Source organism: Streptomyces sp. NPDC015532, assembly GCF_043078065.1.
Classification (GTDB): Bacteria; Actinomycetota; Actinomycetes; order Streptomycetales; family Streptomycetaceae; genus Streptomyces.
Window position 1 is genome coordinate 441,541 of the sequence record NZ_JBIBSY010000005.1, and the last position, 24,741, is coordinate 466,281.

The following is a 24,741-nucleotide window of genomic DNA, read 5'->3' on the forward strand; positions in this document are numbered from 1 at the left end:
GGCCGGACTGAGCAAGCGGGAGGGGCCGCGCGGCAGACGCCGTGCGGCCCCTCCTGTCCTGTGCCAGTCCTACGCGGCCTTGGCGACCTCGGACTGCTTCGTGACCGTCGGCCGCAGCGACTTACGGACAACCGTCACGTACGACTCGATCGGAACACCCGCACGGCTGTGCCGCCCCTTGCCGACCGGGTGCAGCTTGATCTCAAGCAGCGATTCGACGATCAACCGCTGCTGCGCGACCTTGAGCTGCGGCCACACCTTCTCGATCTCCTCGCGAGAGGCGCCGGCGAGGTCCGCGACGACACTCGGCGCCCGCAGCGTCTTCGCGTCCGCCTCGGCCTTCTCGATCTTCGGCTTTAGCCTCGCCTCCATGGCTGCGAGGCCGTCCGCGTCGAGCTTGCCCTCGGCGGCCTTGTCGCGGAACTCCTCCAACCGGGCCTTGAGCATTTCGGCCTCGGCCTGAGCGTTGGCGATCTTCTCTTGCAGTTCCTCGTCACCCTTGGTGTACGCCTCGACGAACGCCGGCGAGGCTAGCCAGTCGAACAGCACCCCAAGCACGTACTTGTCGATCGGCGCCTGCTTGCCGCTGACGTGGTAGCCCTTGGCCCCGTTCTTTCCGGGGGTCTTGCACTGGTAATTCATCCCGTACTCGGTCGGGTCGGAGACAACAGGATGCTCGCATTCCGAGCAGCACATGATCGACGACAAGAGGTACTTCGCGACGCCGGGGCGCGAGTTGCTCGGCTTGCTTCCCTTTGCCGTGATGAGTGCCTGGCACTTGGCGTAGATCCGAGGGGGCACGATCTCGGGCCACGCCTCCTCGTTGGTTACGACGCCATGGTGAGTACGCGCCCCCGTGTACCGGATATCCGTCGCGTAATCCTTGATCGTGGCACCGTGCCACACGGCAGCGATCAGCGGCTCGTCGCGCTCGTTGTAGTCGCGAGCGATGGACAGCTCGGCTTCGCCCTGGGCGAGGCGCTCGACCGTCTCGCGCCACAGAGCCTCGTGCGCCGGATTCTCGGGCTTTTCGTGCGAGAGCCGCACGACCATGCCCTTAGTCCAACGCAGGGCCGGCGCCGGAACACCACGAGCCTGCAAGTCCTTCGCGATCGTCTTATACGGCTCGCCGTCCGCGACCCGCTTGCAGATTTCTAGGACGATCGGCGCCTGCTCTGGGTCCTTTTCGACCCGGAGGAATGCCCCTGTCTTTTCGTCGTACACGCGCCGGTACCCGTACGGCGTGATGCCATGCGGGCGACCCGTGGCCGCGTTCGCGCGCAACGTCCGCTTGACGTTGTCGCGCAACTCGTCGACCTCGCGCTCGCCGAGCAGAGCGTCGAGGCCCGTGCGGAAACGGTCGTCCTTGTTCGACAGGTCGTAGACCTTGCCGCCGTAGCACCACAGAACGCCATGCGTCGCACAGGTGTTGCGTAGCCGGGTGTAGATGTCCAAGTCGCGCTGGAGTCGGGACGACCCCCACGCGAGGACGATGTCGAGTTTTCCAGTCTCGATCCACTCGATCATTCGCTCGAACTCCTCGCGCTCGCGGTCGCGGAAGCGAGAAGCCGAACGGTCATCGTCGATGAAGTCCTCAACGATGTTCACGCCGAGGCGGTCGGCGTCACCCTGCGAGGCGTCGAGCTGCTCGCGCACCGAGAAGCCTCGGCGCGCGCTCTTGCCGCGGTACGCGCTCTTACGTGCGTACCTGCCGCCGCGCAAACCGGCGAGTGGGCGAGGACCCTCGCCCCCATCACCGGTAAGGACAAGAGAGCGAGGAATCTCGCTCTGAGCTGCGACAACGGTGGTCGTCATGTAGCCCCCTCGTGATCAAGACTATGTCTCGCGAGGGGCCACGACGAGCGATTACCGGTGTGTACTCGGCACTACGCTGGAGATGCCGGTCATGCTGGCCCCCGTCCCCAACGCGATCGACTTCTCCGACAAGAAGGTCCTGATCACCGACGACGTCGCCGACACGGGCAAGACACTCAAGCTCGTGCACGACTTCTGCGTCGGCGAGGTCGCCGAGGTCCGCAGCGCCGTGATCTACGAGAAGACCCACTCGCTCGTGAAATGCGAGTACGTCTGGAAGCGGACCGACGACTCAGTCTGGATTAATTTCCCCTGGAGCGTTGAGCCGCCTGTGGTCCACCACCACACCACCGTCCTGGACGCGTAAGCCCAGGTCGCAGCGCCTAAGCCCCTGCCGTCTGGTGGGGGCTTCTGTGTGTCCGGCCAGCGAGAGCCGGGCCGCAGCTTTACCCGATGACGCGAATACCCGGCCGGTCGCAGGGCGTCAAGGCGGAGCGCGCCACTGTACGAATGACCTTGACGCCCTGGGCCGTGACTGCTCGGCTCTGCCTGGGGCGATGGCGGACGGGATGGGAACTCCCCGCGTACGCCACTCTCGGTCGGCACTCGCGAACGGCGCCCCATCCATCTCGGAGCCTGAGCGCCCCCGCCGGAGGCACGTTCTCGTGGGTGGCCCTCCCTGCCAAGGTTTCTACTCAGGGCCGGAACTAGCTTGCGGCCCCAAGGGCCAGCCCGCGCTTATGCGGGCACTTGATGATCAGTAGTCGAACGTCAGTGTCCTGACGTGTCCGAGGGCGATGAGCCCCGCTCCGATGACCGCGGCAGTCACGGAGGAGAACACGCAAGCCACGAGCAACAGCACACCGGCCCCCCAGACCCTCGGCTGCGCGACGTAGCGCTGTAGCCATCGGCCGGGCACTCGTCCGAGTATCAGCGCGCGCATGCCGACCACCGTGCCCACGAGCTGAAGCCACACCGCTACGCCCCATAGAACAAAGCCCGCTCCCACGCTCCACCCCCTCGCGAAGCCGCGCCCTGACGGCCGGCAGCAGTGTGACACAGGGGCGGGACGCTGACTGTGTGAGGCCGGCTTGGTACTGGACCGCTGGCGGCGGCTGAGCATTCCGGTAGACACACAGGCAGGCGCGCTACTTCGACAGTTGTTCTGCGAAGTCCCTGACCCTCTCGATGCGAACTATGGGCGCGACGGTTACTGAGGGTCAATCGGCTGGCCGTTGGCTTGCCAGGGGTCTTACTCGGTTGACTGCGGTCTGTGCGGTTGCTGTACTCCGCTGCTGTACAGCGACTTCGGGGGACCCGTGACCACACTGCCGGCAAGCGTAGATCGCGCCATCGTCGATCACCGGATCATCTTCGCGCTCAAGACGATCAGCGAAGTGTTGGGCTGCACGATTCATGAAGCCATTGACGTGTTCGCGGTCCGGTATGAGGAGCTGCGCCGTGATCGTCCGGACGACTTCGCTGTCGGGCCCGAGGAGTACGGCCGGGGTTTCTACTCCTGATCGGCGAACGGTCTCGAAAACCGTCGTGGCGCGAGTCACCGTGGGTTCAAATCCCACACCCACCGCGCTGGTGAACGGCCCCTGACCAGGTAGATCGGTCAGGGGCCGTTGCGTTGCCTGCTGCCCGCGAGTGCCCGCGGTTCACCGCTGGTCCCCGCTCGATCGGGCACGGTTCGGGCGGGAAGGGTGCACCCTCCGACCTATAGCAGTTTTGGCTGATCCAGATGGGAGAGCGGGATGGCTGCTGCACCAGATAGGAGCGAACTCTTACCTGATGCCCTGCGCAGCGCAATCACTACTCCCCTATGGTCTTGGCATGGGCATTCTTATACCTGGGCTCGCGCCGACGGTGGTCGGCGTGGTGAGCTTCGCTGTTGTCTTCGTCTGCATGGCCAATGTTCTCTTACCGCGCATCAACAAGGTCCTCGGCGAACGGAAGGACGCCATCGAGGGCCAGACTGAACGTGCTGAACAGTTGGCGGCTGAAGCCGATGAAGTCCTCGCCAAGTATCGCGAGGAGCTGGCTGAGGCCCGACACGAGGCGGCGCGCCTGCGCCAGGGGGCTTTGGAGGAGGGCGCGCAACTGATCGCCGAGATTCGCGCTGCGGGCCTGCGGGAACGCGAGGCGATGATTGTGGAAGCTCAGGCACGGCTCGCGGCCGATCGCGTCATCGCGGAGACAGAACTGCGGGGAGACATCGTGTCGTTGGCCACGGAGCTGGCTGGTCGGGTAGTCGGCGAGGCTCTCGAAAGTGTCGCCAACAGCGAAATCGTGGACCGCTTCTTCTCAGACCTCGACGCTCGAAGCGTGGCAGGTTTGCAGTAGTCCCCACCTCAACCCACCACTTCCCCAGCTCTCATCCCGTCCGCCGTCGACCCACACACCGTGGAGCGGGCGTGGTCCATGGCGTCCAGGTGGAGCGCGCTACTGTACGAACGACCTGGACGCCATGGGCTGCGTCTGCTCGGCTTTGCCTGGGTCGACGGTGGACGGGATGAGAGCACCCCGCGCACGCCACAAGGGACCCGCGGTCGGGAACGGCGCCCCCTCCATCCCGGTGCCGGCCGATCCCCCGCCGGAGGCACTGCTCTGACCGTGGCCGCGCTATGCAGTGATCGGCGCATGGCCACCGCCCTATCCACATGTGGGCGCGCGTCGGCGCAGCGCGCGCGAGCGGGCCGAAGGCAGGAGCGCGGCGCGCAGCGAAGCCGGGAAGCGCGCCCGGCGGAGCGGAGCGCAGCCGGGGCTTGATGAGGTAGAGAAACCCGTAACAGGATCACCCTGCGAGGGGCTGCGGAGTCTCGTCCACGAAGCCGTGATCGGCTGGCCGTGCAGGGCGCTGCGCAGGCCATCCCGAGACTCGTGGCCCGCCATTCACGGCGTGACCTTCGGCAACGGTCCGAACATGCTCGAACCCATGCCTGAGGTAGTAGCGCTGAAGAGCGTCATTGGCCGTCCACGCGTCCAACCGCAGCCACTTCGCCGCTGATCGGTAGGCACGGTCACCTGCCCAGTCGAGGAGCCTGCCGCCTATGTCCTGGCCGGCGTACTCACGAGAGACCGTGAGCTTGTTGACGAACATCGAGGGCTCGTTCAGCTCATCGTCAGACCAGAGCCCATCTTCCGCCTCAGACGTCAGAGTGATCGTCGCCGCAGTTGCCTCGCCATCCCGAACCATGAACACAGTCCCGGCTTCGATGGTGGCCAGCAAGCGGTCTGCCGGGTACGGGCGGCTCCACTGATCGGAACCAAGTCGACTGAGCCAGGATGCGGCTTCCTCACGGAAGGAAAGGAGTCGGGCAAGATCTTCTGGCGCAGCGGGCGTGATCTTCACTGGGGCTCGTTCTCACTTCGGGCTGAGAGATCGCCGATCTCGTAGTTCATCCGGTTCAGGTCGCCACGGAAGGTGGTGATCGTGCGGCGGATCGGATGGGTGGTGGAGTACCCCGTGCGCGTCCAGAGCAAGACGGGAACCCCGGCTCCGATTTCCAAGAGTCGGCCTTCTTCCGGGGTCGGCATCCGAGCAGAGATCTCGTCGGCGTAGCCAATCTGGTCAATCCCGAGACTGGCCAGGTACCGAGTCGTCCCCTCCGCTATGTCTCCGGGCTCCGTCAACCGGGGTGCCTTCCCCACGAGCCAATCCGGGTAGTGCCGTGGCCTGGGTCGACCACGGCACGTCGTCTACGAACCGGTGGCAGAACCGAAGAACGGCCCTGGAGTTGGTCTCGACCTTGAGTCGTGTCGCGACGTACTCGGGCGCAGTCGTTAGTTCGACCCTGAAGGTCTGGTGAGGGCGTCTTCCCGCGTTCGTCACGTCGGTTGAGTACGCGTCACCGTTCTGCGGAAAGTTCAGATCTTCGAAGCGTGAGGCATTCAGCTCAAACACCTCGTGCTTCCGCACTTCGTACCCGAGCCCCTGGCTGGACGAGATCAACCCCTGGCTGACCAGCAAGTTCAGCCCGGATCGGACGGTGTTACGCGACGCGTCGAAGCGTGCGGACAGATCGCTCTCTGAGGGGAGCCGCGCACCAGGCTCGTAGACGCCGTTGTCGATCTCTCGGCGTAGGGCGTCGGCCACCTGTCGGTACTTCGGCTGCTTAGCGGCATCGAGGGCATCGAGCTGACCGACGGGGCGGTCGCCTCCTACGTCGCCAAGTACGCCACCAAGGCAGCCGAGACGACCGAGACCGTGGACCGCCGGATCGGGGAGCTCTCGGAACTCGACGGCCTGCCGCTGCCCGCGCACACGCGACGGCTGATCGAAGCGTGCCGGGACCTGGACGACGCCTATCCGGACCGGATGCTGTGGCGCTGGGCCCACATGCTCGGCTTCCGCGGCCACTTCATGACCAAGTCCCGCGCCTACTCCACCACCCTGTCCGAGCGGCGCCAGGTCCGCGCCGACTTCCGCGCACGCCAGGAACGCCGCGAACGTGGTCTGCCCGAGGATCTTGATGACTCGGAGGGCTCCACGCTGGTGCTCGCCCACTGGACCTACGCCGGGCAGGGCCACACCCCCGGCGAATCCTGGCTCGCCATCTTCGGCGTGCACCTGAGCGCGACGAAGAGTGGGTGCGCCGTGCGCTCGTCTTGCAGGGGCGTGCGTGATCTTCAGCGCCACACGGGTTCGATGAGGCTCGGGTCGAACTTCCTCTTGCCTCTGCCTGCTGGATGGATGATCACGGCTGACAGGCTGTGCAACACGATCTCTTGTTGCCGTTCAATCGGCAGATCGAAGAACTCGTCCAGCGTCAGGTTCGCGGCGTCGCCCTTGGCCTCGGACTGCTTCAGTTCCTTGTAGAACCGGGCGCGCTCCAACTTCAGCTCGTCGCGCTCTCGCTCTTTGCCGGGAAGGAGCTGCAAGAGCGTGGTCACGGTGATCTGCTTTGAACGCTCGGCGTTCACTAGCTGGATGATGTCCTCGTTGACCTGTTCCAACTCGGCATCCCGCGACCAGCGTTGTTCAATTGGAACGGTCGTGACGGCTGCTCGGGATCGCTGCTCCTCCAGTGCGAGTTGAGCTATCAGCCTGTCCACGGGTTCCCCAACGCGTCCCACCTTGCCGCAGCCGCCATTGACGACCGAGCACCGGTAGGTGAACTTCGTTGCTTTGGATCCCGGCTCCCACCGTTGGTTGGTCTGGCCCCGGATCTTCGACTTACACAGGCCGCAGCGAGCGATGCCCGACAGCATGTACTTGCGCGCGAGGAGATGCCCGGGGTGTTTCTGCTTTCGCTCGGCGACCGCGGCGCACACCGCTTCCCACTCTTCAAGGGTGTTGATCGGCTCCCACTCACCCATGACGGGCTGGCCATCCTCACCGTTCAGGATCTCGCCGTGGTAGGTCCGGTATCCGACCAACCTCGGGTTCGTGAGGATGTGCTCGACGTGGTGGTGGGCCATCCGCTTGGTTCCTGCGCGGGGGTTCCCCAAGCCCTGTTCCTGCCAGCGCGTACGGATCGTACCGATGCGGACGCCGGCGAGGATGTCGCGCTGAGCGTCGCGGATGGCTGCGGCTGCTTGCGGGTCGACCTTGCTGCGGTTTTCCTTGAGCCATCCGTACGGCGCCGGGCCGCCGCTGTCCTTGCCTTGCTGGGCCAGGTCCAAATGCTTGCGCTTGATGCGGCGCGAGGCATCGTGCGACGACTTGTTGGCGAAGGCGACCATGATGCGCGACATGGTGCGGCCGTCCGGCGTTCCGAGATTGACGTCGTTCGTGACCGTTGCGAACTCCAGCCGTGGGCGCTCATCGAAGACCTCGATCAGCCGCTCAAGGTCTCGCGGCTGCCGCGCGAGTCGGTCTAGGTCGTACGCCACGATGCCGTCGATGAGGCCGGCGCTCAGGTCGCTCAGCATCAGTTCGAACTGCTCGCGGACGACGTGGCGCTTGTAGGCCGATACGTCGTTGTCCTCGTAGACCTTCACGGCCTGCCAGGAACGGAGATCCGCGAGACGCTCGCAGTCTCGTTGCTGGCGGGCTACGCCCAACGCGTCGCCCTCGTCGTCCCGCGAGATGCGGGTGTAGATCCCCACTCGGCGTGCCACGTCCGGGCCTCCCCAGCCTCAAGAGCGGGGATCAGATTACTACTGTCATCGAGTCAAGTCAGTTTGGAGTGTCGAACCTCCCGTCGTCCGGCGGTCCGGGCAGGTGCTCGACGCGTAGGCGCGGCGCGCGGCCGCGGCGGTTCGCGGTCATGACGTGAGAGGGACCCCCGGCGGTGTGCCGGGGGTCCCTCTTCGTCGGTCCGGTGGGAGCGTGTGCCGCCTCGGCGTCAGAACGTGCCCAGCTTGATGATCGACAGGATGGCGATCAGCTGGATGGAGGACGCGGCGAGGGCCTTCGGCCAGGGGAGGTCGTGGGACTTGCCGACCATCAGGGTCAGCAGGGCGCCCGCGGCGACCCAGGTGATCCAGCCGAGGAGCTTGACGAAGGACGCGTCGCCGCCGAGGAACATGGCGAAGAGCAGCCGCGGGGTGTCCGTGATGGACATGATCAGCATGGAGAGGCCGACCGTGGGCTGCCAGGCACCGTCGCCGCCGAGCTGGCGGGCCAGGGTGTGGGTGACCACGCCCAGGACGAAGGTGCTGAGCACGAGGGCGACAGCGGTCGTCAGGACGATCGGGACGGCGTTGGAGAGCGTCGCGGTGATGGCGTCCTCGCGGGCGCCGTCGAAGCCGAAGACCGCCAGCAGGCCGTAGAGGAACGTCACGATCAGGGCCTGGGCCCACATCGTGTAGTCGCGCATCTGGAGGAAGGTCCGGTTCGGGGCCGTCACTATGCCCTTGAGCAGGTCCTTCCAGTGCAGCCTGGGGCCGACCGGCGGAGCGGCCGCCTGGCCGGCCCGGTAGACGTCCCCCTGGTTGTAGGGGTCCTCGCCGATCGAGAAGGCCTGTGTGTGGCCGGGGCTGTTCGCGGCGTACGGGTCCGGACCCTGCTGCGGGTGACCGTCGCCGAAGTACTCCGGCTCGCCGTGCCCGCCGGCGTGTCCGCCGTTCTGGGGCCAGCCGCCCTGCTGCCCGCCGCGGTAGGGCTGTCCGCCCTGCTGCCCGCCCTGCCGGCCGCCGTACGGCTGCTGTCCCCCGTACTGCGGCTGCGACGGCGCGGGCGGATAGCCGTACGGCTCCTGCCCGCCTCCCTGGGGGGACTGCTGTCCACGTCCCTGGGAGGACTGTCCGTACGACGGTTGTTGTTGCGGTCGCCCTTGCGGGGCACGGTTGTTCCGGCCCCCGCGTCCGATCCTGAATCCAGCCACGTTATCGAACGTACCTGGTCCCGAAGAGTGACGTGCCGGGGCCGGGGCAACCGGCCCGGCATTGGGTCCGAGCTGTGACATCCCCTAAGGGGCACCACCTGCGGTGCCCCTACGGGTGGGTCTGTTCGACGAAATGCCACGTGGAGGGGCCGTCCGGGGACGGCCGGCCCCTCGGCGGCGGTCAGTCGGCGAAGACGGCGCCGAACTGCGGGGTGCCCGACGTCGAGACGCCCGAGGTGCTCGGCGAGACGGTGCGGGAGCCGGTCGTCGTGATCTTGCTGCCGTTGGAGGGCAGGTAGGTGACCGCGCCGTTGCCGGCGTTCTCGTACGAGCCGACGATCAGGTCGGCCCGGCCGTCGCCGGTGACGTCGTCGAGCTTGACGTCGGCGCCGAACAGGTCGCTCTTCTCGTCGTTGCCGGGGACGCCCGCCGTGCTCTGCGCGAACGCCTGGGTGCCGGAGGAGACGTTGATGCCGGCCGCGGAGCCGTACAGGACGGTGACCATGCCGGTGTTGGTGACGCCGTCGATGTCCTCGTCCGGGGCGGAGATGACCAGGTCCTGGAAGCTGTCGCCGTTGACGTCGCCCATGTCCAGGTCCCAGCCGAAGCCGTCGCCCTTCTCCGAGGTGCCCGGGACGGTTCCGCTGTTCTGGGTGACCCCGGTCGTGCCGGCCGGGCCGGACGCCGAGCCGTAGGTGATGTTCACCTTGCCGCCGTTGGCGGAGTCCGGGACGGGGGTGCCGTCGTCCAGGGTGGAGTCCCAGCCGGCGCCGCTGACGATGTCGCCGAAGCCGTCGCCGTTGATGTCGCCGACGCCGGTGACGATGCCGGGCTTGAGGGCCTTGGCGGACGCCACGCTCAGACCGGTCTCCGTGCCGGGCACGTAGTAGTTCGTGTTCCAGCCGTAGTCGGAGTCCGTCTCGAAGCCGTCGACGATCAGGTCGGTCCTGCCGTCGCCGTTCACATCGCCCGCGGTCAGGCTGAGCGGGCCGTAGGGGTTGTCGTTGGTGCCCGACTGGATCGGGGGCTTGATCGTCGTACGGGCGCCGGGGGTGCCGGCCGTGGTGAAGCCGCCCTTGTAGACGTAGATCGTGCTCGCCGAGCTGCCGACGGCGAGGTCGGCCTTGCCGTCGCCGTCGAAGTCGCCGGCGGCCAGGTCCTTGCCCCAGTAGTCGTGCGAGGAGGGGGCCGGGTCCGGGACGTCGACGCCCTTGCCGGTGAGGCCGCTCGCGGAGCCCCACAGGATGGCGAGGCCGCCGCCGTTGGTGTCGGTGCCGACCTTCTCCCAGGGGGAGGCGACGACGAGGTCGTCGTATCCGTCGTTGTTGAAGTCGGCGTACGCCGTCTCACCGCCGAAACCGTCCCCGGCCTCGGCGGTGCCGGGGACACCGGTGGTGTTCTGGCTGATCGTGCTGCGCTTGGCGGACGAGACGCCGGTGGTCGTGCCGTAGAGGGCGACGATCTGGCCGGCGCCCGCGTGGCCGCTGACGTAGGCGCCGTGGGCCGAGAAGGCCACGTCGCCCTTGCCGTCGCCGTTGAAGTCGGCCTGCGGGACCGTGGTGGAGTCCGCGGCGGTCGCGGTCGCGGCCGAGAAGGTCAGAAGGCCGCCCGTCAGAGCGGCGGCCGTGGCCGTCGCGAGGGCGAGACGCAGGTGGTGCGGGTGACGCATGTGCATGCGGGATTCTCCTGCGGCATGCGGGGACGCTGGGCGCACATCCCCTGTCAATAGGGAGCCGATCGTCTGCATTTGCCTGGAGTTGTCCGGCAGTTCACTGACTGATCGGCGAACAGGAGACCGCCGAAGGAGGCCAAGGGTTGTACGTGAGTTCGGTGGTTGATTGTTCGGTTGTCTCCACGGGCAGGGCCCGCGGACGGCGTCTGTGGCCGGGGCGCGGGTGTGCGGGGTGCCTGGACACGGCGACACCCCCGTGCTCCGTGGAGCACGGGGGTGTCGGTCGGACCGATCCGGACCGGGCCGGTCGGCTGTGCCTGAGGGACGGCCGGGCGGGCGGGCCGGACACGCGGTCGGCGGACGGTCGCGCGGGACCGTCCGGGACCGGCTACTTCACCGGTTCCGGTTCCGGCTCGCTCTCCGACTCGGCCGCGCCCGCCGGGGGCTCTTCCTCGACCGGGGTCTTGACGGACTCGAGGAGGAGCTGGGCGACGTCGACGACCTGGACGGACTCCTTGGCCTTGCCCTCGTTCTTCTTGCCGTTGACCGAGTCGGTCAGCATGACGAGGCAGAACGGGCAGGCGGTGGAGACGATGTCGGGGTTCAGCGACAGAGCCTCGTCGACACGCTCGTTGTTGATGCGCTTGCCGATCCGCTCCTCCATCCACATCCGCGCACCGCCGGCGCCGCAGCAGAAGCCGCGCTCCTTGTGGCGGTGCATCTCCTGCTGGCGCAGGCCCGGGACGGCGGACATGATCTCGCGCGGGGGCGTGTAGACCTTGTTGTGGCGGCCCAGGTAGCACGGGTCGTGGTACGTGATCAGACCCTCGACCGGGGTGACCGGCAGCAGCTTGCCCTCGTCGATGAGGTGCTGGAGCAGCTGGGTGTGGTGGATGACCTCGTAGTCACCGCCGAGCTGCGGGTACTCGTTGCCGATCGTGTTGAGGCAGTGCGGGCAGGTGGCGACGATCTTCTTCGCCGTCCGCGGCTTCTTGGTGGACTCGTCCTCGTCGTCCTCGCCGAAGGCCATGTTCAGCGCCGCGACGTTCTCCATGCCGAGCTCCTGGAACAGGGGCTCGTTGCCGAGGCGGCGGGCTGAGTCACCGGTGCACTTCTCGTCGCCGCCCATGATCGCGAACTTGACGCCCGCCATGTGCAGCAGCTCCGCGAAGGCCTTCGTGGTCTTCTTGGCCCGGTCCTCCAGGGCGCCGGCGCAGCCGACCCAGTACAGGTACTCGACCTCGCTGAGGTCCTCGATGTCGCGGCCGACGACGGGGATCTCGAAGTCGACCTCCTTGGTCCATTCGAGGCGCTGCTTCTTGGCAAGACCCCAGGGGTTGCCCTTCTTCTCCAGGTTCTTGAGCATCGTGCCCGCCTCGGACGGGAACGCGCTCTCGATCATCACCTGGTAGCGGCGCATGTCGACGATGTGGTCGATGTGCTCGATGTCGACCGGGCACTGCTCGACGCAGGCGCCGCAGGTGGTGCAGGACCACAGGACGTCCGGGTCGATGACGCCGTTCTCCTCGGCGGTGCCGATGAGGGGGCGCTCGGCCTCGGCGAGGGCGGCCGCGGGGACGTCCTTGAGCTGCTCCTCGGACGCCTTCTCCTCGCCCTCCACGGTCTTGCCGCCGCCGGCCAGCAGGTACGGGGCCTTGGCGTGCGCGTGGTCGCGCAGCGACATGATGAGGAGCTTGGGGGAGAGCGGCTTGCCGGTGTTCCAGGCGGGGCACTGCGACTGGCAGCGGCCGCACTCGGTGCAGGTGGAGAAGTCGAGCAGGCCCTTCCAGGAGAACTGCTCGACCTGGGAGACGCCGAAGACGTCGTCCTCACCGGGGTCGGTGAAGTCGATGGCCTTGCCGCCGCTGGTCATCGGGAGCAGTTCGCCGAGGGCGGTCGCGCCCTTGGCGTCGCGCTTGAACCAGATGTTGGGGAAGGCGAGGAAGCGGTGCCAGGCGACACCCATGTTGGTGTTGAGGCCGACCGTGATCGCCCAGCCCATGGTGACGCCGAGCTTGATCATGGCGGTGAGGTAGACCAGGTTCTGCAGCGTTCCGACGCTCAGACCCTTGAAGGCGGCGACCAGGGGGTACGAGGCCCAGTACGCGGCCTCGTAGTGGTGGACACCGTGGATCGCGCCCTCAAGGCCGCGCAGGGTCATGATCGCGAGGCCGATGACGAGGATCACGGCCTCGACGAAGTAGGCCTGGCCGGTCTTGGAGCCGGCGAAGCGCGACTTGCGGCCCGGCTTCGACGGCCGGTTCAGCTGCCGGACGGCGATCAGCACGAGAATGCCGAGCGTCGTGAACAGGGCGATGAACTCGGTGTAGAGCTCGTACGGAAGCCAGCCGCCGAGGACCGGAAGCGTCCAGTCGGCCTTGAAGAGCTGGCCGTAGGCCGTGACGATCGTCAGGCCCAGGGTCAGGAAGCCGACGGCCACGAACCAGTGCGCGACGCCGATGATCCCCCACCGGTTCATACGGGTGTGGCCGACGAACTCCTTGGCCAGCGTGACGCTGCGGGCCTTCCAGTCGTCGGTGCGGCTGCCGGCGGGTACGGCCTGGCCGAGCTTGATGAACCGGTAGATCTGCGCGACGGCCCGCGCGATCAGCGCGACGCCGACCACGGTCAGGACCAGCGACACAATGATCGCGGCGAGTTGCATTCGGGGGCTCCTCGGGCCTGCGAGGTGTTGCTTCGAGACTGACCTCGAAGGTGATTACTAAGCGGTAACTTATGCAGTCCGTTCGAGACTACCCACTTCCTCCGCCGCACTGTAGTCAGAGGTGCGGTGATCTGCGTCGCTGAGGGAAGCCTGAGTGGCCGCGCGCGAGGCGGGCAGCAGGTCCGTTTCGCCCCGCGCCGACGGGACACGTAAACCCGATCGTGTTATTCACCCAATACTGTGACAATTACCCCTAAATTGGCGACGTGCTGTACGGAATCACGGCCGCCATCGCCGCTCTGCTCCTGACCGCCACGCTCACCGCGCTGCTGCGGTCGTTCTCCCTGCGCCTCGGCCCGGCCGACGGGAGGGGGCTTCCCGCGCGCCGGGCGAAACCGCGGGCCCCCGGAAGAGGGAGGCCCGTTCCGCTCCTCGGCGGGGTCGCCGTGGCCGGCGCGACGGCGCTCGTCGGCTGGGCCGGGGACTGGACCGGCGCCGCCCCGCTCGGGCCCGCGACGGGCCGGCTGCTGGTCGCCGGGATCGGGATCGCCCTGCTCGGCCTGGCCGCCGATCTGCTGCCCGTACCCCCGGTGGTGTGCGGGGCGGGCGTCGCCGTCGCCGCCGCGCTGACCGTCCCCTACGACGCGCTCGGCGTGCCGGCCGGAGTGCTGGCGGTGGTCTGGATCGTCCTCGTCACCCAGGCCTTCCGTTCGCTGGACCACGCCGACGGGGTGATGGGGACGGTCGGTGTCATCACGGCGTTCGCCCTCAGCGGGTGCGCGGCCGCCGAGCTCATGGACGGGCTCGCGGCGCTGCTCAGCGTGCTGGCCGCCGCCCTCACGGGCTTCCTGATGCACGGATGGCCGCCCGCCAGGATCGCGCCGGGGCGGTGCGGGTCGCTGTTCGCCGGCTTCGTCCTGGCCTCGGCGGTCGTGCTGGTGCACGCGGAGCGGCCCGCCGGGACCGGCCTCGGCGCCGCCTTCGCGCTGACGGCCGTGGCCAGCGCGGACGCCGTCCTCGTCCTGGTGTCGCGGCGGCGGGCGGGGCGGCCGCTGCTGCGCCCGGCGCCGGACCATCTGGTGCACCGGCTGCGGCGGGCGGGACTCACCCGTCAGGGGGTCATGGTCGTGACGGGTCTCGCGGCGTTCGCGGCTGCGCTCGTGGGCCTGTGCATCGACCTCGGGTGGCTGGGGGCGGGGGCCGCCTGGTGGGTGGCCGGCGCGGTGGCCGCCGTCGCGGTCGTGGGCGCCGTACGTCCCGGGGCCCGCCCGCGTCGTGCCCATCCGCATGCGATTCCCGCTCCCGGGGGACCCGTCCCGAGGTCGCTGGGGCGTCCGGGGCGTCCCCGTCCGGAGGCACCCGGTGCGGTAAAGGTGCACTGACTCTACGAGAAAACGCCAGGTCAGAGGCTCCATGCGTGTAAGGAACGGATAAGAGTTGAGCCCCCACGACTCAGGTCTGTTGACCGGGAGGCGGACGTCGTGCACACTTGAGTCCGTTCCACTCAAGTCATTGCTGGAGGAATCGAAATGGCACGTGCGGTCGGCATCGACCTGGGCACGACTAACTCCGTCGTCAGCGTTCTCGAAGGCGGCGAGCCCACCGTCATCACCAACGCCGAAGGCGCCAGGACCACGCCGTCCGTCGTCGCCTTCGCGAAGAACGGCGAGGTGCTCGTCGGCGAGGTCGCCAAGCGCCAGGCGGTCACGAACGTGGACCGGACCATCCGTTCGGTGAAGCGTCACATGGGCACCGACTGGAAGATCGAGCTCGACGGCAAGAGCTTCAACCCGCAGCAGATGAGCGCCTTCATCCTGCAGAAGCTGAAGCGCGACGCCGAGGCGTACCTGGGTGAGAAGGTGGCCGACGCGGTCATCACCGTCCCCGCGTACTTCAACGACTCCGAGCGTCAGGCGACGAAGGAAGCCGGTGAGATCGCCGGTCTCAACGTCCTTCGTATCGTCAACGAGCCGACCGCCGCCGCCCTGGCGTACGGCCTCGACAAGGACGACCAGACGATCCTCGTCTTCGACCTCGGTGGCGGCACCTTCGACGTGTCCCTCCTGGAGATCGGCGACGGCGTCGTCGAGGTGAAGGCCACCAACGGTGACAACCACCTCGGTGGTGACGACTGGGACCAGCGCGTCGTCGACTACCTGGTGCAGCAGTTCCGCTCCGGTCACGGTGTGGACCTCGCCAAGGACAAGATGGCGCTCCAGCGTCTGCGCGAGGCCGCCGAGAAGGCCAAGATCGAGCTGTCCTCGTCCACCGAGACCTCGATCAACCTGCCCTACATCACGGCCTCCGCCGAGGGCCCGCTGCACCTGGACGAGAAGCTCACGCGCGCCCAGTTCCAGCAGCTGACGGCCGACCTCCTGGAGCGCTGCAAGACGCCGTTCCACAACGTCATCAAGGACGCCGGCATCCAGCTGTCCGAGATCGACCACGTCGTTCTCGTCGGTGGCTCCACCCGTATGCCCGCCGTCGCCGAGCTCGTCAAGGAGCTGACCGGCGGCAACGAGGCCAACAAGGGCGTGAACCCGGACGAGGTCGTCGCCATCGGCGCGGCCCTCCAGGCCGGTGTCCTCAAGGGTGAGGTCAAGGACGTCCTGCTCCTCGACGTGACCCCGCTGTCCCTCGGTATCGAGACCAAGGGAGGGATCATGACCAAGCTCATCGAGCGCAACACCACGATCCCGACCAAGCGCTCCGAGATCTTCACGACGGCCGAGGACAACCAGCCGTCCGTCCAGATCCAGGTCTACCAGGGCGAGCGCGAGATCGCGGCGTACAACAAGAAGCTCGGCATGTTCGAGCTGACCGGTCTGCCGCCCGCCCCGCGCGGTGTCCCGCAGATCGAGGTCGCCTTCGACATCGACGCCAACGGCATCATGCACGTGACCGCGAAGGACCTCGGCACGGGCAAGGAGCAGAAGATGACCGTCACCGGCGGCTCCTCGCTGCCGAAGGACGAGGTCGACCGCATGCGCCAGGAGGCCGAGAAGTACGCGGAGGAGGACCACGCCCGCCGCGAGGCCGCCGAGACCCGCAACCAGGGCGAGCAGCTCGTCTACCAGACCGAGAAGTTCCTCAAGGACAACGAGGACAAGGTCCCCGGTGAGATCAAGACCGAGGTCGAGGCCTCCGTCGAGGAGCTGAAGGCCGCGCTCAAGGGCGAGGACATCGCCGAGATCCGCACCGCCACCGAGAAGGTCGCCGCGGTCTCGCAGAAGCTCGGCCAGGCCATGTACGCCGACGCCCAGGCCTCCCAGGCCACGGGCGGCGACGCCCACGGCGCCGAGGCCCCGAAGGCCGACGACGACGTCGTCGACGCCGAGATCGTCGACGAGGACCGCCGGGACGGTGCCGCGTGACGGAGGAGACCCCGGGCTTCGAAGAGCAGCCCGACGTCCCTTCCGGCGCCACCTCTGACGACGCCGAGCCGCAGTCCGCCACCCCCTCTGCGGAGGGGGCGGCGGCCCCGGACGGGGACGCAGCAGCACAGTTGACCGGCCTGACGGCCCAGCTGGACCAGGCCCGCATGGCGCTCACCGAGCGCACCGCGGACCTCCAGCGGCTCCAGGCCGAGTTCCAGAACTACCGCCGCCGCGTCGAGCGCGACCGGATCGCGGTCAGGGAGGTCGCCGTGGCGAGCCTCCTGACCGAACTCCTGCCCGTGCTCGACGACATCGGCCGCGCGCGGGACCACGGGGAACTCGTCGGCGGATTCAAGTCCGTCGCCGAATCCCTGGAGACCGTCGCGGCGAAGATGGGACTCCAGCAGTTCGGCAAGGAGGGCGAGCCCTTCGACCCGACGATCCACGAGGCCCTGATGCACTCGTACGCGCCGGACGTCACGGAGACGACGTGCGTGGCGATTCTGCAGCCGGGGTATCGCTTCGGCGAACGCACCATCCGCCCCGCGCGGGTGGCCGTCGCCGAGCCGCAGCCCGGGGCGCAGCCGGTCAAGGCCGAGGATCAGGCCGAGGCGGCGGAGGACAAGGAGAGCGGTGGCCCGGACGAGGGCTGAGCTTGAACGGACGAGGAAGGAGGGACGTCGGGGATGAGCACCAAGGACTTCATCGAGAAGGACTTCTACAAGGTCCTCGGCGTCCCCAAGGACGCCACCGAGGCCGAGATCAAGAAGGCGTACCGGAAGCTCGCCCGCGAGTTCCACCCGGACGCCAACAAGGGCAACGCCAAGGCCGAGGAGCGCTTCAAGGAGATCTCCGAGGCGAACGACGTGCTCGGCGATCCCAAGAAGCGCAAGGAGTACGACGAGGCGCGTGCCCTCTTCGGCAGCGGTGGCTTCCGGCCGGGTCCCGGCGCGGGCGGCGGCAACTTCAACTTCGACCTGGGTGACCTCTTCGGAGGCGGTGCCCAGGGCCAGGGAGCGGGAGGAGCCGGCGGCTTCGGCGGCGGCATAGGCGACGTCTTCGGGGGCCTGTTCAACCGGGGCGGGCCCACCACGGGCACGCGTACGCAGCCCAGGCGCGGCCAGGACATCGACACCGAGGTCACGCTCTCCTTCACGGAGGCGGTGGACGGCGCGACCGTTCCGCTGCGCATGACCTCGCAGGCGCCCTGCAAGGCCTGTTCGGGAACCGGCGACAAGAACGGCACACCGCGCGTGTGCCCGACCTGTGTCGGCACCGGCCAGGTGGCGCGGGGCTCGGGCGGCGGGTTCTCGCTCACGGACCCCTGCCCGGACTGCAAGGGCCGCGGTCTGATCGCGGAGCACCCCTGCATGGAGTGCGCGGGCAGCGGGCGGGCCAAGTCGTCCCGCACGATGCAGGTCCGCATCCCCGCGGGGGTCAGCGACAACCAGCGGATCCGGCTGCGGGGCAAGGGCGCGCCGGGCGAGCGGGGCGGCCCGGCCGGTGACCTGTACGTCACCGTCCATGTGGACGCCCACCCGGTCTTCGGCCGCAAGGACGACAACCTGACCGTCACCGTGCCCGTCACCTTCGCGGAGGCGGCACTGGGCGGCGAGGTGAAGGTGCCGACGCTGGGCGGCCCCCCGGTGACCCTGAAGCTGCCGCCGGGCACGCCCAACGGACGGACCATGCGCGCCCGGGGCAGGGGCGCGGTCCGCAAGGACGGCACACGGGGCGACCTCCTGGTGACCGTCGAGGTGGCGGTTCCCCAGGACCTGTCCGGCAAGGCTCGTGACGCGCTGGAGGCGTATCGCGAGGCGACCGCGGGTGAGGATCCGCGGGCGGAGCTGTTCCAGGCCGCGAAGGGAGCATGACGGAGCCATGGACACGACCGGTCGTCGACGCAACCCCTATGAACTGACCGAGGAGACCCCGGTCTACGTCATCTCGGTGGCGGCCCAGCTCTCCGGGCTGCACCCGCAGACGCTGCGTCAGTACGACCGGCTCGGTCTGGTCTCTCCCGACCGCACGGCCGGCCGGGGCCGCCGTTACTCGGCCCGTGACATCGAGCTGCTGCGCACCGTCCAGCAGTTGTCGCAGGACGAGGGCATCAACCTCGCCGGCATCAAGCGCATCATCGAGCTGGAGAACCAGGTGGCCGCGCTCCAGTCCCGTGTCGCGGAGCTGGAGTCGGCCCTCGACGGCGCCGCGGCCGCCATGCAGCAGCGCGAGGCCGCCGTGCACGCCTCCTACCGGCGTGACCTGGTCCCGTACCAGGAGGTCCAGCACACCAGCGCGCTGGTGGTGTGGCGCCCCAAGCGGGCGACGGACTAGAACCCGGCGTCCCGAGCGGGCGACCGGCCAGAGCTCGGTCGCCCGGGGCGGTACCCGGACGAACGCGAAGAGGCCCGGAGGTCATCGACCTCCGGGCCTCTTCGCGTGCGCCTTCCGGCCGGAAGGCGCGGGGCTGACCGCTTTTGACCGAGTGGCTGAAATGTTCTTCCCGAGGGCTGTTTCGCGTATGTCGTCCGCATAAGCCCGATGGCGGGGGTTCAGGTTGTCCTTCTCGTTGTACGCGGGCGGACGGCGATAAGACGTGTTCGCGTGGAAATGGCGTCAATGGACGGGCGGTGTGCGCTTGGTCACTCCGGAGGCGCCCGCGCCGGCCGCGCCGGGCGGCCCGTTCGCGGGGGCGGGCGCGGGGGCCGAGGTGGGGGCACCTCGCGCGGGAGTGCCTCTGTCCATGTGTTCCTTCGGGTCTGATCGATCGTCAACGGCGGTTAAAAACCGTCGGCGATCACGACTCCTGTGAACGGATGTCGGATGTTTGTGTGAATGACAGAAGGTGAAGCTGAGGGGATCGGTCGGTGGATGGGCGTAGTCTTTTCCCGTCGCGTTCACTTGTGGAACACGAAACGCCGTTGCCATCTCGTTAAGTGGTTACTCCTTGACGCTGAGGTGATCGCCGCGTTGGCTTTCAGCCACCTGGGTCGCAATGCTGCAACCTCGCCCGGAAGGCACCTGATGTGAAGACTCGTAACACCGGCCTCCGCCGTACCGTCATAGCCGTGGCCTCGTCCGCCACGGCCCTCACCCTCGCCGGATGCGGCGTGGTCGACTTCGGTGGGAGTGGTACCACGGCCAGCGCCACCAAGGGCGACGACATCACGGTCGGCCTGCTCCTTCCGGAGAAGGGGAACACCCGTTACGAGAAGTTCGACTACCCGATCATCCGGGAGCAGGTCCAGAAGCTCACCGAGAAGAAGGGTGACGTCCTCTACCTGAACGCGGAGCAGGACGCCGCCAAGCAGCTCCGCCAGATGCAGCAGATGATCGACGACAAGGTCGACGTCATCCTCGTGGACGCGGTGGACTCGGTGACGATCGCGAAGGGCGTGCGCAAGGCCAAGGAGGCCGGGATCCCGGTCATCGCCTACGACCGCCTGGCGCAGGGTCCGATCGACGCGTACATCTCCTTCGACAACGAGCTGGTCGGCGAGACCCAGGGCAAGGCCCTGGTGGCCGCGCTGGGCTCCAACACCGCGTCGAAGAAGATCATCATGATGAACGGCTCGGTGACCGACCCGAACGCCGCGCAGTTCAAGAAGGGCGCCGAGTCCGAGCTCAAGGACAAGGTGATCGTCGCCAGCGAGTACGACACCAAGGACTGGGACCCGGCCAACGCCAAGGTCAACATGGAGAAGTCCATCCAGGCCGTCGGGCTGAGCAACATCGCCGGTGTCTACGCCGCCAACGACGGCATCGCGGGCGCGGTCATCGACGTCTTCAAGTCCGCGGGTGTCAGCAAGGTGCCGCCGGTCACCGGCCAGGACTCCGAGCTCATCGCCGTGCAGCGGATCATCAAGGGCGACCAGTACATGAGCGTGTACAAGTCGTACCCGCAGGAGGCCAACGCCGCCGCCGAGATGGCCGTCGCCCGCGTCCAGGGACGGACGATCGAGTTCGACGCGCTCACCCGCGACAAGGTCAGCAGCCCCACCAACAAGGACGTCCCGTCCCAGCTCGTGCCCGTGGTGGCCCTCACCAAGGAGAACATCGAGAACACGGTCGTCCAGGACGGCATCTACGCCGTCGACAAGATCTGCACGACGCCCTACAAGTCGCTCTGCAGCTCGCTCGGCATCAAGTAGGACGCCTCCGCCCGGCCGTCTCCGTACCGGGACGGCCGGCGGACGCTTTCGGCCCCGCTCGTGGGTGCGCGCCAACGGCGCCCACCCACGGCCGGGGCCGTTCTCGTGCCACCCCGGCCCGGAAAGCCTCCCAGGAGCGCGCTGTACGGCCTCACGCCGCTCCCGGAGCCCCGCACGCCCACCCCGGCGCGCCCCGGCCCTCACGGCGCCCTCCGGGGCCGCACGCCCCCTCGGTGTGATCGCCGCGCGCTCGCCGCGGGTGCCGTCCGCGCGGTCCGCGGGGCCGGTGGACTTTCCGCCACGGCGCCCGGTCCGCCACGGCGCCCGGTCCGGCGCGGCCCCGGTCCCCGGGGTGGAGTGCCCTCGGCGGCTGCGGCCGGCCGGGCGCGCTCGCCGCAAGTCCCTCGGGAGGAAACGGAGTTGGGCCTTGTGGCGGAGTGTCCGCGGAGTGTGTTCAGGGAGCGTGTCCGGGGTTCGGGCGGCCATCTTGCAGCTTGTTGCAAGGGGCGCGGCGGAGGTCGGGATGTATGCGGACGAGCAGGGGCGAACGGACGTCTCCCGGCCGCACAGCCTTGTTGCGATGCCGGACGCGTCCGCGCATAGTTGCGCTGCGGAGGACGCCCTGACGCGGGGCTCACGCCAGGGGTTGGAGCTGGAGCCAGGGGTGGGAGATGGCCGGGCACGGGACGGACAGGCATCCGCACGGCGCTGACCGGCTGTGCGATGCGGGCGACCGGGTGTACTCCCGGGCCGTGCGCCGGGGCCGGGTGCCCCGCGGGGACGCCGAGGCGGTGCCCTGCCTGCTGGAACTGGCGCTGCTGCACCCCGATCCGGACGACATGGACTGGCTGGTGCCGACCTCGCCCCAGGAGGTCATGACCCGGCTCCTGCGGGGCGTGTACGAGGAAGTCAGCGCGAGCCAGGCGCGGGTGGGCGACGCGGTGTCGGCCTTCGAGTGGTACGCGGGCCTGGGCGGCCGGGTGCGGGCGCCGGCCGAGGGCGTGGCGATCCGGGTCCTGGACGGGCTGCCGCGGATCCACGCCGCCATGGACAAGGCGACCGAGGAGTGCACCCGTGAGGTGCTGACGGTGCAGCCGGGCGGCATCCGGCGCGAGGACGAACTCGTCGAGGGCCTGCACCGGGCGATGGAGATGCGCCGGCGCGGGGTACGGATGCGCGACCTGTACACCCACGTGGCCCGGCACGGCCAGGGCCTGCTGAACTACATGGAGTTGATGGGCGACGCCGCCGAGGCCCGCACCCTCGACGAGGTCGTGGAGCGGCTCATCCTCTTCGACCGCACGGTCGCCTTCATCCCCGCCAACTCGGACCGCACGATCGCGCTGGAGCTGCGCCACCCCGCGCTGGTGGACTACCTGGTGACGGTCTTCGAACGGCTGTGGCGGCTCGCGATCCCGCTGACCTCACCCATGCCCTCGACGGGCATCGAGGGCATCACCCACCGGGAGCGGTCCATCGCCGCGCTGCTGGCCGAGGGGCATCAGGACGCGGTCGTCGCGGAGCGGCTGGGCATCAGCGTGCGGACCTGCCGGGCGCACATCGCCCGGCTCTCGGAGACGCTGGGCGCGGCGAGCCGGACGCAGTTGGGCGTGCGGATCGCCCAGGCGGGTCTCGACGGGCCGCAGCGTTCCCCCGGTTTCGAGCCGGTCACCGTCGCGGAGGCCGTGTCGGGAGCGCCCGCCGTCCCCGACCGCGGATCCCCGGCGGGGCGCTGAGGACGGCGGTCCGGGCGAGGCCTCCGGAGCCCGGCCGGGCGCCCCGGGCGATCTGGCGTCAGTCCGGGTCACTCCCCTCCCTCGGGCTGGTCCAGAAGTCCCGACTGCGCTATCAGGAAGCCGAGCTGGGCCCGGCTCCCGCTGCCGAGGGCGGAGGCCAGCTTGGCGATGTGCGCGCGGCAGGTACGGACGTTCATGCCCAGGCGGCGGGCGATGGCCTCGTCCACGTGCCCCTCGATGAGCAGTTTGGCGATGGAGCGCTGGACGCCGGTGATGCCGTTGGGCCCGACGTCGTTCGGGACGTCCTCGGTGAGCGGGACCGCCCGCTGCCAGAGCTGCTCGAAGACCTTGCTCAGGTACAGCACGAGTCCGGGGTGGCGGAGTTCGAGGGCGACCCGCCGGTCGTCGCTGGCCGGGATGAACGCGACGGTCCGGTCGAAGACGATCAGCCGCTCGATGAGTTCCTCGAGCGTACGGACCTGGATCCGGCCGCCGGATATGCGCTCCACGTAGGCGAGCGTGCCCTGGCTGTGCCGGGCGGTGTGCTGGTACAGCGTGCGGATGCGCACGCCCCGGTCGGTGAGCGGCCTGTCGCGCTCCAGGGCCTGCATCAGGGCGTCGGCGGGCCGGCCGCCGCCCGGCTGGATCGTCAGCATCTCCGTCTGGCACTCGGCGGTGGCCGAATTGAGCGCCGCGTTGATCCGGTCGAATCCCTCCAGGACGGTGATCGCGTGGATACTCGCGGTGCTCTGCGTGCTGATCGCGATGAACGGATCGAAGGAGTCCGTCAGTTCGATCGCGAGCCGCCGGCGTTCCTGGATCTCCCGTTCCAGGGGCTGCAGGCGCTGGGCGAGCGCGACCGACGGCGGGACGGGACGCAGCCACTTCTCGTCGTCGGGGTCGGGATGAAGCAGCGCGAACTCCAAGAGGCAAGGGGCCGTTTCCACTTCGACCCGGGTGATGCGGCCGGAGTGCAACGCACTGGCGTAAAGGCGTGTTCCTTCGTCACACAACGTGGTGACAGCGTGGGGATGTGTCGGTTGTGAGTAGTTTGTGGGCAAATCTCCACCCCCCAGGGTCCTGAACGTGCAGGAACATGATGCATCGCTGCTGTGGCATTGACGTGCCTGAATGAGCCATCGTCTTGTGACGACGGGGGAGAAGATTCCATCAAGTGAGGACGAAGCCGACTATGCGAGCGAGATTGCTTGGTTCAGTGCTTGCCGCAGTCTTCTCTGTCGCTGTGGCGTCCGGCTCCCTGGGAGCCTCGGGTCTTGATGCCGGGGGTGCCCGGACCTGGGCCGGCCCGGACAGTGGTTGGACCAGCGTGAAGGCGACCCTGGCGGACAGCGGCTGGACCGCCGCCGAGGCGGTACCCGGAGACAGCGGCTGGACCGACATCGAGGCCGCGGCGCTCCCGGGAGACAGCGGCTGGACCAGCGTGAAGGCGAACCCGGCGGACAGTGGCTGGAACGGTGCCGAGGCCTCGGTGCTGTCGGACAGCGGCTGGACGGTCATCTCCGCGAGCGCAGAAGCATGAGCATTCCTCCCGACGACCGTTCCTTCCGCCGAGAGATGGCCACCGCCTACCGGTCCGGCTGGCACTTCATCGACCTGGTCACGGCCATCCCGTACAGCGGTGACTCGCTGATGGTGACCGTCTTCGGAGAGCCCGTCGTCGTCACCCGCGACGACGACGAGGACGTAAGGGCCTACCGGTGTCTGCGGCGGCCTCGGGGGGCGCCGCAGCCCGTCCGGTGCGCCATCCGGTATGGAATGATCTTCGTGAACCTCGACCAGCGCGACCACCAGCTCACCGGCCCGGACGTCCCGGACGTCGAGACCATCGCAGCCACCCCCCGCAGTGCCTGACGCGATTCCCCCGTCGTAGTAGATCGCGCAGGTACTTCCCCCCGCAGCGGGGGGGGGGGGGGGGGGGCCCCGCCCCGGGGGGGGGGGGGGGGGGGGGGGGGGGGGGGGTGGGGGGGGGCGGGGGGGGGGGGGGGGGGGGGGGGCGGGGGGGGGGGGGCGCGGGGGCGCAACCCCCC

19 protein-coding genes, 1 tRNA gene and 3 pseudogenes are annotated in these 24,741 nt (G+C 68.6%); 14 read left to right on the forward strand and 9 right to left on the reverse strand.

What is annotated here, in order from left to right; translation table 11 throughout:
- Nucleotides 1–69 precede the first annotated feature (69 nt).
- Nucleotides 70–1,815 carry a recombinase family protein gene (locus tag ACF07B_RS19560; protein WP_392179791.1) on the reverse strand — a complete coding sequence of 582 codons (1,746 nt, stop codon included), beginning with the start codon at nt 1,813–1,815 and terminating at the stop codon, nt 70–72.
- A gap of 64 nt (nt 1,816–1,879) precedes the next feature.
- On the opposite strand from ACF07B_RS19560, the pseudogene ACF07B_RS19565 reads away from it, so the two are divergent.
- Nucleotides 1,880–2,182 (forward strand): annotated as a pseudogene (locus tag ACF07B_RS19565) (phosphoribosyltransferase); the annotation flags it as partial.
- A 390-nt stretch (nt 2,183–2,572) separates the two neighbouring features.
- On the opposite strand, the gene ACF07B_RS19570 reads toward ACF07B_RS19565, so the two are convergent.
- A complete protein-coding gene (locus tag ACF07B_RS19570) occupies nt 2,573–2,758 on the reverse strand; it encodes a hypothetical protein (protein ID WP_392179792.1) in 186 nt (61 codons plus the stop codon).
- 376 nt (nt 2,759–3,134) lie between these two features.
- Here ACF07B_RS19570 and ACF07B_RS19575 point away from each other — a divergent pair, with 376 nt between their 5' ends.
- From ACF07B_RS19575 to atpF, 3 genes are all read left to right on the forward strand, one after another.
- A complete protein-coding gene (locus ACF07B_RS19575) occupies nt 3,135–3,338 on the forward strand; it encodes a hypothetical protein (protein ID WP_392179793.1) in 204 nt (67 codons plus the stop codon).
- A tRNA-OTHER gene (locus tag ACF07B_RS19580) sits at nt 3,323–3,400 on the forward strand. Before ACF07B_RS19575 ends, ACF07B_RS19580 begins: the two co-directional genes overlap by 16 nt.
- Before the next feature lie 254 nt (nt 3,401–3,654).
- A complete protein-coding gene (gene atpF, locus ACF07B_RS19585) occupies nt 3,655–4,164 on the forward strand; it encodes a F0F1 ATP synthase subunit B (RefSeq protein ID WP_392179794.1) in 510 nt (169 codons plus the stop codon).
- A 451-nt stretch (nt 4,165–4,615) separates the two neighbouring features.
- Here the strand turns inward: atpF and ACF07B_RS19590 are convergent, their stop codons facing one another.
- Nucleotides 4,616–5,173, reverse strand: coding sequence for a GNAT family N-acetyltransferase (locus tag ACF07B_RS19590; protein ID WP_392179795.1), 558 nt, complete (start codon nt 5,171–5,173; stop codon nt 4,616–4,618).
- Nucleotides 5,170–5,917, reverse strand: a pseudogene (locus ACF07B_RS19595) (GntR family transcriptional regulator). Before ACF07B_RS19595 ends, ACF07B_RS19590 begins: the two are co-directional and overlap by 4 nt.
- A gap of 39 nt (nt 5,918–5,956) precedes the next feature.
- On the opposite strand from ACF07B_RS19595, the pseudogene ACF07B_RS19600 reads away from it, so the two are divergent.
- Nucleotides 5,957–6,376: pseudogene (locus ACF07B_RS19600) on the forward strand (replication initiator); the annotation flags it as partial.
- 74 nt (nt 6,377–6,450) lie between these two features.
- Here the strand turns inward: ACF07B_RS19600 and ACF07B_RS19605 are convergent.
- From ACF07B_RS19605 to ACF07B_RS19620, 4 genes are all read right to left on the reverse strand, one after another.
- Nucleotides 6,451–7,884, reverse strand: a complete 1,434-nt coding sequence (locus ACF07B_RS19605; RefSeq protein WP_392179796.1) for a recombinase family protein — start codon at nt 7,882–7,884, stop codon at nt 6,451–6,453.
- 227 nt (nt 7,885–8,111) lie between these two features.
- Entirely contained in the window at nt 8,112–9,173 is a 1,062-nt protein-coding gene (locus tag ACF07B_RS19610; RefSeq protein ID WP_392179797.1) for a Yip1 family protein, read from the reverse strand.
- 100 nt (nt 9,174–9,273) lie between these two features.
- Nucleotides 9,274–10,767 (reverse strand): FG-GAP and VCBS repeat-containing protein, encoded by a 1,494-nt coding sequence (locus tag ACF07B_RS19615; RefSeq protein WP_369484957.1) that lies wholly within the window; start codon nt 10,765–10,767, stop codon nt 9,274–9,276.
- A 385-nt stretch (nt 10,768–11,152) separates the two neighbouring features.
- Complete coding sequence (locus ACF07B_RS19620; RefSeq protein ID WP_369484956.1) at nt 11,153–13,429, reverse strand: (Fe-S)-binding protein; 2,277 nt, start codon at nt 13,427–13,429, stop codon at nt 11,153–11,155.
- A gap of 266 nt (nt 13,430–13,695) precedes the next feature.
- On the opposite strand from ACF07B_RS19620, the gene ACF07B_RS19625 reads away from it, so the two are divergent.
- From ACF07B_RS19625 to ACF07B_RS19655, 7 genes are all read left to right on the forward strand, one after another.
- A complete protein-coding gene (locus ACF07B_RS19625) occupies nt 13,696–14,811 on the forward strand; it encodes an MraY family glycosyltransferase (RefSeq protein WP_369484954.1) in 1,116 nt (371 codons plus the stop codon).
- Between the two features lie 147 nt (nt 14,812–14,958).
- Nucleotides 14,959–16,803, forward strand: coding sequence for a molecular chaperone DnaK (gene dnaK, locus ACF07B_RS19630; RefSeq protein ID WP_392179798.1), 1,845 nt, complete (start codon nt 14,959–14,961; stop codon nt 16,801–16,803).
- Nucleotides 16,800–17,459, forward strand: coding sequence for a nucleotide exchange factor GrpE (grpE, locus tag ACF07B_RS19635; protein WP_326786568.1), 660 nt, complete (start codon nt 16,800–16,802; stop codon nt 17,457–17,459). Before dnaK ends, grpE begins: the two co-directional genes overlap by 4 nt.
- Before the next feature lie 33 nt (nt 17,460–17,492).
- Nucleotides 17,493–18,680 (forward strand): molecular chaperone DnaJ, encoded by a 1,188-nt coding sequence (gene dnaJ / locus ACF07B_RS19640; protein ID WP_362393371.1) that lies wholly within the window; start codon nt 17,493–17,495, stop codon nt 18,678–18,680.
- 7 nt (nt 18,681–18,687) lie between these two features.
- Nucleotides 18,688–19,140: a heat shock protein transcriptional repressor HspR gene (locus ACF07B_RS19645; protein WP_369484949.1), complete on the forward strand. Its 453-nt coding sequence runs from the start codon at nt 18,688–18,690 to the stop codon at nt 19,138–19,140.
- Between the two features lie 734 nt (nt 19,141–19,874).
- A complete protein-coding gene (locus ACF07B_RS19650) occupies nt 19,875–20,957 on the forward strand; it encodes a sugar ABC transporter substrate-binding protein (RefSeq protein ID WP_392179799.1) in 1,083 nt (360 codons plus the stop codon).
- 671 nt (nt 20,958–21,628) lie between these two features.
- Nucleotides 21,629–22,693: a LuxR C-terminal-related transcriptional regulator gene (locus tag ACF07B_RS19655; RefSeq protein ID WP_369484947.1), complete on the forward strand. Its 1,065-nt coding sequence runs from the start codon at nt 21,629–21,631 to the stop codon at nt 22,691–22,693.
- Nucleotides 22,694–22,761: 68 nt separating this feature from the next.
- Here the strand turns inward: ACF07B_RS19655 and ACF07B_RS19660 are convergent, their stop codons facing one another.
- Nucleotides 22,762–23,754, reverse strand: a complete 993-nt coding sequence (locus tag ACF07B_RS19660) for a helix-turn-helix transcriptional regulator (RefSeq protein ID WP_362393359.1) — start codon at nt 23,752–23,754, stop codon at nt 22,762–22,764.
- A 266-nt stretch (nt 23,755–24,020) separates the two neighbouring features.
- On the opposite strand from ACF07B_RS19660, the gene ACF07B_RS19665 reads away from it, so the two are divergent.
- Nucleotides 24,021–24,233, forward strand: a complete 213-nt coding sequence (locus ACF07B_RS19665) for a hypothetical protein (RefSeq protein ID WP_362393356.1) — start codon at nt 24,021–24,023, stop codon at nt 24,231–24,233.
- A complete protein-coding gene (locus tag ACF07B_RS19670; RefSeq protein ID WP_037614653.1) occupies nt 24,230–24,565 on the forward strand; it encodes a hypothetical protein in 336 nt (111 codons plus the stop codon). The genes ACF07B_RS19665 and ACF07B_RS19670 overlap by 4 nt, the downstream gene beginning before the upstream one ends.
- Nucleotides 24,566–24,741: the final 176 nt, after the last annotated feature.

Coding starts and splice junctions, on each gene's coding strand:
- ACF07B_RS19645 (WP_369484949.1), top strand. CDS start 18,688: ATGGACACGACCGGTCGTCGACGCAACCCCTATGAACTGACCGAGGAG.
- ACF07B_RS19570 (WP_392179792.1), bottom strand. CDS start 2,758: ATGCGCGCGCTGATACTCGGACGAGTGCCCGGCCGATGGCTACAGCGC.
- ACF07B_RS19620 (WP_369484956.1), bottom strand. CDS start 13,429: ATGCAACTCGCCGCGATCATTGTGTCGCTGGTCCTGACCGTGGTCGGC.
- ACF07B_RS19560 (WP_392179791.1), bottom strand. CDS start 1,815: ATGACGACCACCGTTGTCGCAGCTCAGAGCGAGATTCCTCGCTCTCTT.
- dnaK (WP_392179798.1), top strand. CDS start 14,959: ATGGCACGTGCGGTCGGCATCGACCTGGGCACGACTAACTCCGTCGTC.
- atpF (WP_392179794.1), top strand. CDS start 3,655: ATGGGCATTCTTATACCTGGGCTCGCGCCGACGGTGGTCGGCGTGGTG.
- ACF07B_RS19655 (WP_369484947.1), top strand. CDS start 21,629: ATGGCCGGGCACGGGACGGACAGGCATCCGCACGGCGCTGACCGGCTG.
- dnaJ (WP_362393371.1), top strand. CDS start 17,493: ATGAGCACCAAGGACTTCATCGAGAAGGACTTCTACAAGGTCCTCGGC.
- ACF07B_RS19670 (WP_037614653.1), top strand. CDS start 24,230: ATGAGCATTCCTCCCGACGACCGTTCCTTCCGCCGAGAGATGGCCACC.
- ACF07B_RS19615 (WP_369484957.1), bottom strand. CDS start 10,767: ATGCACATGCGTCACCCGCACCACCTGCGTCTCGCCCTCGCGACGGCC.
- ACF07B_RS19610 (WP_392179797.1), bottom strand. CDS start 9,173: ATGTCACAGCTCGGACCCAATGCCGGGCCGGTTGCCCCGGCCCCGGCA.